12 protein-coding genes are annotated in these 12,315 nt (G+C 63.9%); 5 read left to right on the top strand and 7 right to left on the bottom strand.

From position 1 onward, the window contains the following. Window position 1: 1 nt before the first annotated feature. Together AC5ZGW_RS18095 and AC5ZGW_RS18090 are read right to left on the bottom strand one after the other, a co-directional pair. Window positions 2-307 (bottom strand): acyl carrier protein, encoded by a 306-nt coding sequence (locus AC5ZGW_RS18095; RefSeq protein WP_027583603.1) that lies wholly within the window; start codon window positions 305-307, stop codon window positions 2-4. 194 nt (window positions 308-501) lie between these two features. After that, a complete protein-coding gene (locus AC5ZGW_RS18090) occupies window positions 502-843 on the bottom strand; it encodes a hypothetical protein (protein WP_130226333.1) in 342 nt (113 codons plus the stop codon). Between the two features lie 296 nt (window positions 844-1,139). On the opposite strand from AC5ZGW_RS18090, the gene AC5ZGW_RS18085 reads away from it, so the two are divergent. Then, the gene (locus AC5ZGW_RS18085) at window positions 1,140-1,766 is read left to right on the top strand and encodes a ParB-like protein (protein WP_130226332.1); all 627 of its coding nucleotides are present in this window, start codon (window positions 1,140-1,142) and stop codon (window positions 1,764-1,766) included. On the opposite strand, the gene AC5ZGW_RS18080 is transcribed toward AC5ZGW_RS18085, so the two are convergent. From AC5ZGW_RS18080 to AC5ZGW_RS18070, 3 genes are all read right to left on the bottom strand, one after another. Next, window positions 1,763-2,263, bottom strand: a complete 501-nt coding sequence (locus AC5ZGW_RS18080; protein ID WP_130226331.1) for an MgtC/SapB family protein — start codon at window positions 2,261-2,263, stop codon at window positions 1,763-1,765. The two genes, AC5ZGW_RS18085 and AC5ZGW_RS18080, sit on opposite strands and share 4 nt — an antisense overlap. Window positions 2,264-2,284: 21 nt before the next feature. Further along, the gene (locus AC5ZGW_RS18075; RefSeq protein WP_130226330.1) at window positions 2,285-2,863 is read right to left on the bottom strand and encodes a peroxidase-related enzyme; all 579 of its coding nucleotides are present in this window, start codon (window positions 2,861-2,863) and stop codon (window positions 2,285-2,287) included. 84 nt (window positions 2,864-2,947) lie between these two features. Continuing rightward, on the bottom strand, window positions 2,948-4,684 hold the full coding sequence (locus tag AC5ZGW_RS18070) for an ATP-binding protein (RefSeq protein WP_028166489.1): 1,737 nt from the start codon (window positions 4,682-4,684) through the stop codon (window positions 2,948-2,950). A gap of 292 nt (window positions 4,685-4,976) precedes the next feature. Between AC5ZGW_RS18070 and AC5ZGW_RS18065 the strand changes: the two genes are divergently transcribed. The 4 genes from AC5ZGW_RS18065 (at window position 4,977) to AC5ZGW_RS18050 (ending at window position 9,669) form a co-directional block, all read left to right on the top strand. Continuing rightward, window positions 4,977-6,185 (top strand): cytochrome P450, encoded by a 1,209-nt coding sequence (locus AC5ZGW_RS18065; protein WP_130226329.1) that lies wholly within the window; start codon window positions 4,977-4,979, stop codon window positions 6,183-6,185. A 73-nt stretch (window positions 6,186-6,258) separates the two neighbouring features. After that, window positions 6,259-7,746, top strand: a complete 1,488-nt coding sequence (locus AC5ZGW_RS18060) for an amino acid permease (RefSeq protein WP_130226328.1) — start codon at window positions 6,259-6,261, stop codon at window positions 7,744-7,746. A gap of 146 nt (window positions 7,747-7,892) precedes the next feature. Further along, window positions 7,893-9,143, top strand: coding sequence for a sulfite dehydrogenase (gene soxC / locus AC5ZGW_RS18055; RefSeq protein WP_463328262.1), 1,251 nt, complete (start codon window positions 7,893-7,895; stop codon window positions 9,141-9,143). Next, the gene (locus AC5ZGW_RS18050; RefSeq protein WP_130226326.1) at window positions 9,130-9,669 is read left to right on the top strand and encodes a c-type cytochrome; all 540 of its coding nucleotides are present in this window, start codon (window positions 9,130-9,132) and stop codon (window positions 9,667-9,669) included. The genes soxC and AC5ZGW_RS18050 overlap by 14 nt, the downstream gene beginning before the upstream one ends. Before the next feature lie 2 nt (window positions 9,670-9,671). On the opposite strand, the gene AC5ZGW_RS18045 is transcribed toward AC5ZGW_RS18050, so the two are convergent. Together AC5ZGW_RS18045 and AC5ZGW_RS18040 are read right to left on the bottom strand one after the other, a co-directional pair. After that, a complete protein-coding gene (locus AC5ZGW_RS18045) occupies window positions 9,672-10,922 on the bottom strand; it encodes an acyltransferase family protein (RefSeq protein WP_130226325.1) in 1,251 nt (416 codons plus the stop codon). A gap of 360 nt (window positions 10,923-11,282) precedes the next feature. Further along, on the bottom strand, window positions 11,283-12,242 hold the full coding sequence (locus AC5ZGW_RS18040) for a LysR family transcriptional regulator (protein WP_130226324.1): 960 nt from the start codon (window positions 12,240-12,242) through the stop codon (window positions 11,283-11,285). Window positions 12,243-12,315: the final 73 nt, after the last annotated feature.

Below are 12,315 nucleotides of genomic sequence, written 5' to 3'. Positions count from 1 at the left end.
GTTACGAGCCCGACGCCGTGCCCGTGCCTGCGTTCTTGGCCGCGACCAGTTCGTCGATGCGGTCAGCGAGGTTCTTCAGCACGAAGTACTGCTCGGTCGTGGCCTTGCCGTCGTTGACTTCCTGGGTCCACTTCTCAAGTGGCATCTTGATCCCGAACGCCTTGTCGATCGCAAAGGCGATGTCGAGGAAGTCGAGGCTGTCGATCCCCAGATCGTCGATGGCGTGGCTTTCCGGCTTGATCGTGTCGCGCGGGATATCGCAGGTCTCGGCGATAATGTTGGCGATCTGCTCGAATGTGGAAGACATCACTAAGCCTTTGATATATTGGCGATAAATTCCGGGACGATCGGGAGGCGGCGGGCTGATTTGCCCCGGAATGCCCTGTTCCCCCGGGCGGACTCGAGTGCCCGTATATCGGAGCGGGGCCGCGAGTTCAATGGAGCTTGGCCTTGTCTGTGGAGCCGCTTTGTTGGGCAGCAGATAGGGCTGCGGTTCCAGCGCTAGCCCCTCGGCATCACCGAAATCCGCGCGCAATCGCGCCGGCCCATCAGGACGCAATCCTGGGTTTTGCGCAGGTCGGCGATGCTCACGGCCAACCAGATGCCGATTGCGGTCAGCGCCACCGTGAAAGCGAAGGCCGCGATATTGGCCAGCATGCGCTGGCGGAAGTCATCGGGCTCCTCGCGCGGGCGCTCGTAATGGGAAAGGTCCCGGGCCACTTGCCCGGGCTTTCCCGCCTCGAGCGGTTGCTCGTGGCGGGCGGGCGGATGGGCGGAGGTGCGCGGCCGGAATTTGAGCACCACGTGCTCGCCGTCCGAGCTGATAGGCCGCTGGGTTTTCACTGCCGTCCGTCCGCAGAAGTTGTGATCCTGTTTAGCACGCCGTGCGCGCTCCTCACGTAAAATATTGGTGCGCGCTCTCGCAACCTGATCCCCCGCGACACTTCATGGAACTGACAGTGGGGCGATGGGCGCAAGGCATCGCGGCGATGCGTGCGATGCACCCTCGCGCGTCGTGGGGGATCCTCTGTTCACAGCTTGTCGAAACGAGAGACCAAGGAATTCAATCCCTGGTGGCGACGTGCCATAGTGGAACCGGCCCTCGATGGTTTCCGTCGGCAGCAATAGGGAGTTGAACCATGGCAAATACGCGTGAGCCGATTCTCAAGCCGGTTACGATCATGTCCCTGCGCCCGACTCAGATGACGGTCGGCATGAGGGAGGTCAAGGAGAAGCGTCAGCGTTGGCGCGAGCACAAGTCAGCGAAGAAGCGCGCCGAAATGCTCGGCCAGCACATGATCCCGGTGGTGCTCGGGCCCGATGAGCGCCACTACGTCGTCGACCATCACCATCTCGCCCGCGCGCTGCACGATGAGGGCGTCAAGGATGTGCTTGTCACCGTGATCGGCGATCTCACCATGGTCGAGCGCGATGCATTCTGGGGGGTGATGGACAACAAGCGTTGGGTCTTTCCCTACGACGCGAAGGGCGACCGCAGGCATTTTCGCGATCTGCCGAAATCGGTGGTCGACCTGAAGGATGATCCATTCCGCAGCCTCGCCGGCGAACTGCGCCGTGCCGGCGGCTTTGCCAAGGATACCACGCCATTCAGTGAATTCCTATGGGCGGATTTCCTGCGCCGCAGGGTCGCCCGCAAGCTTGTGGACGCTGATTTCGACACGGCGATGGAGAAGGCGCTCGCGGCGGCAAAGAGCAAGGACGCGGTCTACCTGCCGGGCTGGTGCGGTCCAGCGTCCGATGACTAGCCGTTTGCCGGTCCCCGTGGTGGCGTGACCGCCGTATCCCGCTCACCGGGATCGTCGTGGCCGCCCAGTGCGCGATGCAGCAAGCGCTCAGTGCGGCGGCCGACGGTCAGGAGCACGAGCGCGATCACCAGGGCCGTCGCGACGATCCGCCACTCTCCGGCTCCGGAGACGATCCCGATACAGGCGGCCAGAAAGGCACAGGCGGCGCTCGTCAATCCACGGACGCGGAAGTGTTCTCTCTCATGGACGATGACGCCGGCGCCGAGAAAGCCGATGCCGGTCAAGATGCCCTGGATCACTCGGCTGGTCGCATCGGTGATCTTGCCAACTTCGGTGAACTGCACGGCGACCACCACGACTGTCGCGGTGGACAGTCCGACGATGCCGAGCGTCTTCAGGCCGATCGGCTTTCCGCGCAGATCGCGATTGAGGCCGATCAGGGCGCCCGCCAGCGTGGCGACGCCAAGGCGCAGGATGATGTCGCTCCATTCAAGCACGCGGCATACCTCGGCGGCCGGCTATTTCGGCAACCGTCCCATCATGTAGAACTCGTCGTTCGGGCGCATCGCGGTGAAATTCGCCATCCGGTTTGACAGTGCAAAGAAGGCGGCGATCGCCGCGATGTCCCAGATGTCGTCGTCACTGAACCCGTGCGCTTCGAGCGCGCTGAAATCTGTCTCCGAGATTGTGCTCGCCTCGCGGCTCACCTTCATCGCAAAATCCAGCATGGCGCGTTGGCGCGGCGTGATGTCGGCCTTGCGATAGTTGACGGCGATCTGGTCGGCGATCAGCGGATTCTTGGCGCGGACGCGCAGGATCGCGCCATGCGCGATCACGCAGTAGTGGCACTGGTTGGCGGCGCTCGTTGCCACCACGATCATTTCCCGCTCGGCCTTGGAGAGGCCGCTGTCCTTCTCCATCAGCGCGTCGTGATAGGCAAAGAAGGCGCGAAACTCGTCGGGGCGATAGGCGAACGCCAGGAAGACGTTCGGCACGAAACCGGATTTCTCCTGCACTGCGAGGATACGCTCGCGGATATCCTCGGGCAATTTGTCGAGGGAAGGCGTGGGAAAGCGTGTTGCGATCGGCTCAGTCATGGGCGGGTTCCGGCTCAAGGCAATGCAGCTTGGCCGGAACCATAGTCGATGACGGCGCGAGCGCAAGCGCCCGGCTGAAAGCGCTCAGCGCAATGGCTTCTTCAGGAGCGAGAAGCGGTCCGGATCGAGTCCCATCGAGGGCTGCAGCATCGGCGCATCCAGCGTGGTGCTGCGCGCGGCGGGCCGCTCGCTGATCGCGGGGTCGTTGGGCACGTCGCGGTGCGAGGTCGCGCCGCGCCAGCGCTCCAGGACGGCCGAGACGAAATGCATGTCGTGGCCGGCGGCAACCGACGGCACGGTCGCGATGGTGGCTTCGCTGCGCGGAAGCTGATGCGGCGGCACCTCCTTGAAGCGCAGCCGCGTCGGCAGCGCCACGCCCTCGCCGAACGCCAACACCTCGCGAGTGCCGAGCGAGGGCACGAACGACAGCAGGTTGGCCGCGGCGTCGGAAACCGCCGAGCGCAACAGCGCCTGGTCGCGGTCGTTGGCGAGCCGCATCGTGAACAGCGTGTTGCACTGGGAGATGATGGTGGCATCCAGCTCGGCCGGGCGCTGGGTGACGAGGCCGAGATAGACGCCGTATTTGCGGCCTTCCTTGGCGATACGGGAGACCGCCTTGCGGGTCGGGCCAAAGCCGATATTGCGGTCGGCGGACGCGTAGCGGTGCGCCTCCTCGCAGACGAACAATAGCGGCGAGACGCCGTCGCTCCACAGCCCGAAATCGAATGCCATCCGGCAGAGCACGCTCACGACGGAATCGATGACCTCGGCCGGGAAGCCGGCGAGCTGCATCACTGTCATCGGCTTGCCGTTGGCGGGCAGGCGGAACAGGTGGCTGATGACCTCCGCCATGGTGTCGCCGCCGACATTGGCGTTGTCGAACATGAAGGCGTAGCGCGGATCGTTGCGGACGGTTTCGATGCGCGAGATCAGCTTGTGATAGATGATGCGCGAGGAGCGGTTCTCGAGCTTGCCCATGCGCTCGTCGATCAGCGCGATCAGGTCGACAAGACGATACGGCACCGGCGTGTCGACGGTGTAGCCGATCTGCTTGGGATCGATGCGCTTCAGTCCGATACGGTCGGCATTCTGGTATTGGGTGTAGATGCCCTTCGCCATCGGGATGACTTCGGCAAGGATGTCGAGTTCTTCCGGCACGCCGGGGCGGCCGCCGAACAGCACGTCGACGATCTCTTCGAAGTTGAACAGCCAGAACGGCAGCTTCAGGTTGCGCGGGTTGAGCACCTGGGCGCGGTCGCCGAAGCAGCGCCCGTATTCGTTGTGCACGTCAAGGAGGAAGATGCGCAGGGTCGGCCGCGACTTCAGGATCTCGTTGAGGAGCAGCGACACGCCGGTGGACTTGCCGACGCCGGTCGAACCGAGCACGGCGAAGTGCTTGGACAGCATTTCCTCGATATCGACATAGGCGGTGACTGAACGATCCTGCTGCAGAGTGCCGACATTGATCTGGTCCGAGCCGCTCGGCGCATAGATCGTACGCAGTTCCTCTGCGCTGATCAGGTCTACGGTGTCGCCGATGGTCGGGTAGTTGGTGACGCCGCGCTGGAATTTGGGACGGTCGCCGCCGAGGATTTCGCCGAGCAGGTCGACGGAGGCGGTTGCGATATAATTGTCGGATGTCGGCAGGTCCTCGCAGCTCACCTCCGTGATCATGGCGACGATCACGGAAGACGCACTCCGGATGCTGACGAAGCGGCCGACGGTCGCACGCACTTCCGAAAACGGCATCTGGCTGGTTGCCAGGAGTCCGACGCGGGCTTGCGAGCCGCGCACCGAAATCACACGTCCAAAGGATGTCACAGTTCCGGACCCGGGATATTGTGAGATTGAGGTGGGCTCTCACTATGGGAAGCGGGGCTGCACAAAGGGTTAAACCGACGCCGTTCCGAATTTGCTAAATCCACATCATCTGAGTGAGGATTTACCTCTGGGCGATAGCGAGGGAGCCAAGTTGTACGGGAAAATCAGGGTTTTCTCGGTGGAACTCGGTTCGTGGCTCCGGTTAACGATCGATTTACCACTTCAGCAGAGCGCGATACCGTCAACCATGCGCGCCGCACCACTTTGATCGGGGCAGGGTGGAGGGGGGCCGATGGCACCGCGTATCGACTTTACCAGCGAACAATTTTTCCGCGATCCGGCGACCGCCGTTGCGGCGCTGCGAGCCCGAGCGCCTGTGGTCGCCACGCGATTTCCGATCGTGGGCAAGGTCTGGGTCACCACGACCTATGAGACCACCGCACAGATGCTGAAGGATTCCTCCACCTTCACGCTGCGCAAGGAGGACGGGGCGCTCGCAGGACTGCAGTGGTGGATGCCGAAATCCATCGCGACGATCGCCAACAGCATGTTGACGAAGGACGAGCCGGATCACAGCCGGTTGCGCGGCATCGTCGATGAGGCCTTCCGCCGTCGCTCCGTGCTCGGGATGGAGCCGCACATCCGGGTGATCGCGGACGGCCTTGCGGACCAACTGTTCGCATCGGGCAGCCCCGCCGATCTGGTGCAGCGCTATGCGCGCATCCTGCCGCTCTCCGTCATCTGCGAGCTGCTCGGCCTACCGGCGGCCGATCGGCCGAAATTCATCGGCTGGGCGAATGCGATGGGGCAGATTACCAGCGCCTTCGGCTTCCTGCGCATGCTGTTCACCTTGGGGAAGATCCGACGCTATCTGGAGGAGCGGCTACAGGCTGCGCGCAAGGAGGGCGGCGAGGGGCTCATTGCCGAACTGGTGCAGGTCGAAAGGGAAGGCGGCCGCATCACGCCGGACGAAATGGTGTCGATGGTGATGCTGCTGCTCGGAGCGGGTTCCGAAACCACCACGCATCTGATCAGCGGATCCGTCTTCGAACTGTTGAAGAACCCCGAAACGCGTGACTGGCTGGAGGCCGACTGGAACCGCGCCGCCCTCGCGATCGAGGAATTCCTGCGCTTCGTCTCGCCGGTGCAATTCTCGAAGCCGCGCTATGTGCGACACGATGTCGAGCTCGGCGGTGTCGCCCTGAAGAAGAACGATCGCGTGATGGCCATGATCGTGGCGGCCAATTTCGATCCCGCATCGCACGTGCAAACCGAGCAAATGGATCTCGAGCGGCGTCCGAACCGCCACATCTCCTTCGGCACGGGCATCCATTTCTGCCTCGGTCACCAGCTCGCGCGGATCGAGGCGATCTGCGCACTCAAGGCGCTGTTCACCCGCTGGCCAAAGCTTCAGCTTGCGGTTCAGCCGTCGGAGATCCATTGGCGACGCCGTCCCGGGATACGGATGATCGAGAAGTTGCCCGTGGTGTCGAATGCGTGAGCGGCGTAGCCTATCGAGACCATGCTAGCCTGTACGACCGGCCGCCGGGGTCGAAGTTGCGAGGAGGCGGTTCTTGGCAGACATCTGGGCCAGGAAATCGACAGCCGACCTGCTGCAGGAGGCGGCAGGCGTAGAAGGAGACGCGCGGGCCTCGCCGCTGCGGCGCACGCTGTCGGCGCTCAATCTCGTCGCGCTCGGGATCGGCGCCGTCATCGGCGCGGGCATCTTCGTCCTGACCGGACACGCCGCGGCGGCAAATGCAGGACCTGCGGTGACGCTTTCGTTCGCGTTCGGCGCGGTCGCCTGCGCTTTCGCGGGCCTCTGCTATGCGGAGATGTCATCGACCGTCCCGGTCTGCGGCAGCGCCTACACCTTTGCCTATGCGACGCTCGGCGAATTCGTGGCCTGGATCATCGGCTGGGACCTGATCCTGGAATATGCCGTCGGTGCTATCGCGGTCTCGATCGGGTGGTCCGGCTATGCCGTCAGCTTCGCCAGGGATTTTGGCCTTACGATCCCGCCGGAGCTCGCGTCTGCGCCGCTGAGCTATGACGCGACCACGCACGCATGGTCGTCGACGGGCGCGATCTTCAACGTGCCGGCGATGGTCGTCATCGTCTTCATCACGGCGCTGCTGGTTGCAGGGATCAGGGAGTCGGCGCGGTTCAACAATTTCATCGTCGCGGTGAAGCTGATCGTCATTCTGCTCTTCATCGCCTGCACGATCTCCTCGTTCTCGACCGCCAATTGGGTCACCGCGAGCAATCCCGAAGGGGCCTTCATTCCGCCGAATGCGGGCGTCGGCATCTTCGGCTGGTCCGGCGTGTTCCGCGGCGCGGCCGTGGTGTTTTTTGCCTATATCGGTTTCGACGCGGTCTCGACCGCAGCGCAGGAGGCGAAGTCGCCGGAGCGCGACATGCCGATCGGCATTCTCGGCTCGCTCGTGATCTGCGCGGCGGTCTATGTCGCCGTCGGCTTCGTGCTGACCGGGATCGTCCCCTTTGACCGGCTGAACGTTCCCGACCCGATCGCGGTCGGGATCGATGCGGCCGGCGTCGGCTGGCTGTCGCCGGTCATCAAGCTCGGCATCCTGTTCGGCCTGACGTCGGTGATACTGGTGATGCTGCTGGCGCAGCCCCGGATCTTCCGCGCCATGGCCTATGATGGATTGCTGCCGCCGGCGATCGCAAACATCCATCCGCGTTTCAGGACGCCTCATGTCGCCACCATCGGTTCCGGCATCGTCGTTGCCCTTCTCGGCGGGTTGCTGCCGATCGGGCTGGTCGGCGAACTCGTCAGCATCGGCACGCTGTTCGCGTTTGCCGTGGTCTCGATCGGCACCATGGTGCTGCGCGTCGTCGATCCCGACCTGCCGCGTCCGTTCCGGGCGCCGGCGATCTGGCTGGTGGGCCCGGCCGCGGCCGCAACCTCGATCTTCCTGATGCTCAGCCTGCCGATGGACACCTGGATCCGGCTCGCGGTGTGGCTCGTGATCGGCCTTGTGATCTATGCCGCCTATGGCCGGACGCATAGTCGTCTGCGCGCGGGCGATCAGCGCTGACGCGGCGGAACGATTCGGCCCGAAGCAAATTCCCCCATGACGCCTCACGCGATTTTGCAGATGTGAAGGCGTATTCCTGGCGTTCGGTGCTAGCGTGAGATCGATCAACGAGAGCGGCAAGGGAGCGCGTCGTGAGCGAGCAAACAATCGCCAACAGCGAACGACGACCATCCCGCCGGCATTTTCTGCAAACAGGTGCGGCGGTCGCGGGCGGGGCCGCCCTCGGCGCGACACCAGGCACCGCGGACACCAGCAACCTTCCGCCCAACATTCCCGAATGGATGAAGGCGCCGGGCGCACCGATGGGCGATCAGCCCTATGGCACGCCGTCGGTCTATGAGAAGGGCGTCGTCAAGAATATCTCCAAGACGCTGCCGCAATATATCTCGGCCTCCGGCCGTACGCCGCTGCAGGAACTCGACGGCATCATCACGCCGAACGGGCTGTTCTACGAACGTCATCACGGCGGCGTCCCGACGATCGATCCGGCGCAGCACAGGCTGATGCTGCATGGGCTCGTCGATCGCCCGCTGATCTTCACGATGGACGACATCCGCCGCTTTCCGTCGCAATCGCGGATCCATTTCATCGAGTGCTCCGGCAATCCCGTCTACACCAAGCCCTATGGCAAGACCGCATCCGATCTCGTCGGCCTCGTGAGCTGCGCCGAGTGGACCGGCGTGATGCTGAAGGACGTCCTTGACGAAGCCGGCCTGCAGAAGGAAGCGAAGTGGATCGTGGCCGAAGGTGCGGATGCGGCGGCGATGACGCGCTCGATCCCGATCGAGAAATGCCTCGACGACGCCATGCTGGTCTACAGCCAGAACGGCGAGCGGCTGCGCCCTCAGCAGGGCTATCCGTTGCGCCTCTTGCTGCCGGGCTTCGAGGGAAACATGAACATCAAATGGCTGCGGCGGCTGAAGGCGGTGGCCGAGCCGGTTTATTCGCGCGAGGAGACCTCCAAATATACCGACCTGATGCCCGACGGCACTGCGCGCGAGTTCACCTTCTACATGGAAGCGAAGTCGATCATCCTGCGTCCCTCGGGCGGACAGAAACTGAATGACACCGGCTTCCACGAGATATCCGGCATCGCCTGGAGCGGGCACGGCAAAATCAAGCGCGTCGAAGTCTCCGTCGACCACGGCAAGAGCTGGCAGGTCGCCAGACTTCAGGAACCGGTCCTGACCCGCGCGCTCACCCGCTTCCGCCTGCCATGGCAGTGGGACGGCAATCCCGCCGTAATCCAGAGCCGCGCGATCGACGAGACTGATTATGTGCAGCCGACACTTGCCGAACTGCTCGCGGTTCGCGGCGTCAATCATTACTACCACAACAACGCGATCTGGCCGTGGCGCATCAGCGCGAATGGGGAGGTGAGCAATGCGCTGGCTTAGATCGCATGTCGCCCTGCTGGCCGCCGTGATCGCCGGGCTCGCTGCTGCCGCGCAGGCCGAGGAGTCTTTCCATATCGGACGCGCGGCGACGCCGGCGGAAATCAAGGGCTGGGACATCGACATCGGCCATGATGGATCGAACCTGCCGCCCGGCAGCGGCAACGTCGAGCGCGGCCGCGTGGTCTTCAGCGAACAATGCGCCGCCTGCCACGGCGCCGACGGGCAGGGCGGTGTCGGCGATCGCCTGGTCGGCGGCCAGGGCACGCTTGCGGGCGCAAAGCCGGTGCGCACCGTCGGCAGCTACTGGCCCTATGCTCCGACACTGTTCGACTATATCCGCCGCGCCATGCCGCAGAACGCGCCGCAGTCGCTGAGCGATGAGGATGTCTACGCGGTCTCCGCCTACATCCTCAATCTCAACGGCCTCGTTCCGCCGGACGCCGTGCTCGACGCGAAGACGCTCGCCGCTATCAAGATGCCCAATCGCGACAACTTCGTTTCCGATCCGCGGCCAGACGTGCGCTAGCTCTACGGCAGCCGCAGCCGAACGGCGCGGAAGCCGGCCGCCGCGCGGATCACGCCGGCACTGAACAGCCGCCATATTGCCGCGCCGAAGCCGAGCGGCGCTTCCGCGCGCGCCGTCCCGGAGAGCGCGTGTCGGGCCATGTCCATCGCGGGCTTCTCGATCCAGCGATAGGAGAGCGCAGCGACGGGGACGACGAGGACCACGGAAAGAACCAGCGCGGCCACCAGCGCCTGCGCTGGCGTTCCCAGGACCACCAGCTTGTCGTCATTGTGCCAAGCCACCAGTTCGAGGTGGAGCTTGTGGCCGAGGAAGGAGGCGGCGCTGCGCATGATCTGGAAGATGAAGGTGTGGATCATGTAGATCGAATAGGACCACAGCCCGAGCTTCTGCAGCGCAGGCGAGCGCAGCACCGCCGAGATCTTGCCCTGGTCGAACGAGAACACGCAGATCACGACCGCGGCGAGCAGTGGAAACAGATATTGTGGTCCGCCGGATGGAGTAACCAACACGAACACGGCAACCAGCACCGCGCACGAGACCTCCAATATGTTCGGCATGTCGAGCCGGCCGTTGGAATAGAGGCGCAGGTCGTAGACCAGGCATCCCGCGAAGAAGGAGAACATCGCGCGCAGCATGCCCCAATCGCTGGAAACGAACAGCGTGCCTGGCGAACGTTCGTAGAGATGCATTCCGGCCGCAAGACAGAGGCCGAGGAAGATCTCGCGCCGCCGGCGCGGGAACAGCACGACGATGACCGCGAACAGCATCGAGACGTAGAACTCGACCGCCGCGCTCCAGGCGGGGCCGTTCCAGGTCAGGCCGCCATGCAGGTTGAAGGACTGCAGGAACAGGATATTGGTGACGGCTTCATAGAGCGTGTGCCCGGCGCCGAACGGTACCGAATCCAGCGAGAACGAACCGTCGGTGCGCATGAAGATGATCTTGCTCACTTCGATCATTACGAACAGCGCCAGCATCACCATATGCAGCGGCCAGAGCCGCGCGAACCGCATCGCCATGAAGCGGACGCCATCGCCGGCATGCTGAAGGCGCTGGCCATAGGCGTGACAGAGCACGAAGCCGGACAGGGCAAAGAACATGTCGACGCAGAATTGCAGGTTCACGAACGGCTGGGTGCCCTTCAGCGCATGGTAAATAGGGATGTGGAAGAGCACCACGAGCAGCGCGCAGATACCGCGCATTGCATCAAGTGCCTCAAACCGGCCCACGCCCGAAGATGTCTGTCCCGCCATGATACGCCTCTTTCGCCGGCAATGCGTTTGGCATGTCCTTGAGCAAGGCGGGGGCCAGCGCTGATGGCGGAGCGGCGGGGTGGTCGGGGTTCTCTGAGGTTGGTAAATCAGCGGATGATTCGCTTACGCTTGCAATGACGGAGCCGTCATTCCGGGGCATCGCGAAGCGATGAGCCCGGAAAATCCAATTCGCCGCTCGCGCCTGTGGCCAGATGGATTCTCTGATGTGCAATCGCACATCATAGCTCGCGCTGCGCGCGCCCCGGAATAACCACGGCGTATTCGTACGAGCGAACGGCAGGACTACGCTTCTCCCGCGCTCGTTGATTATCGCGCAGCGTGGGACGCTAACCCGCCCCCTTACGATTTCCTCACCAGCTTCCACTTGCCGTCGGCCGTTCGCTTGAGCGCGGGGTCGCTGAGCCGGATGTGGCGCGACAGGAAATCGATGAAGGCGCGCACGCGGGCGGGAAGGGGGCCGGCATGGCCCACATAGACCGCGTGAATATCTTCGCGGTCGCCGGGATTGAGAGTTTGAAGCACCGGAACCAATCGTCCGGCCTCGATGTCCGGACCGATGTGGAACAAAGCAAGGCGCGCCAGCCCGGCGCCGCCCAAAACGAGCCGGCGCACGGCTTCGCCGTCGCTGGCACGGACCATCGGCGGCGGCAGCACCTCTTCGATCCGCTCTCCCTTGCGGAATGGCCAGCCGCGGATCGTGCGCGGAAAGGTCCAGCCGATGCCGCGGTGGTTGGCGAGCTCGGTCGGCGTCTTGGGCGTGCCATGTTTGGCGAGGTAGTCCGGCGAGGCCACGACGACCATGCGGCTGGTCGCGAGCTTGCGCGCGATCAGCCGCGACACCTGCAGCGGGCCGGCCCGGATCGCGATATCAGCGCGCTCCTGCATCAGGTCGATCACGGTGTCGGTAAGGACGATATCGAGCGTGATCCCGGGATGCTCGGCAAGGAAGCGCGGTACCAGCGGAAGGATATGCAATGAGCCGAACGGGATGTTGCTGTTGACGGTGAGATGGCCTCGCGGCGTCGCGCCGGCGGCGGCTTCATGTTCGGCTTCCTGGATCTCGGCGAGGATGCGGACCGCACGTTGATAGAAGGCTTCACCTTCCGGCGTGAGCTGCAGCTTGCGCGTGGAGCGGTTGATGAGCCTGGCGCCGAGGCGTGCCTCCATCCGCGACACCAGCTTGCTGACGCCCGAGGGCGTGAGCCGCAGGCTCCGCGCTGCGGCAGTAAAGCCGGCGCGATCGACGACGCGGACGAACACTTCCATTTCGCCGGAGCGGTTGGTGTCTGATCGGACCATGTTGAACTGGTGTCACAAATGATTGGACTTGTCGCCCTCTAATTCCTGCAACCTCACAGCGCTATTTCCGGAC

Source organism: Bradyrhizobium sp. Crot121, from assembly GCF_059512385.1.
This window is presented reverse-complemented; position numbering and strand designations above follow the sequence as displayed.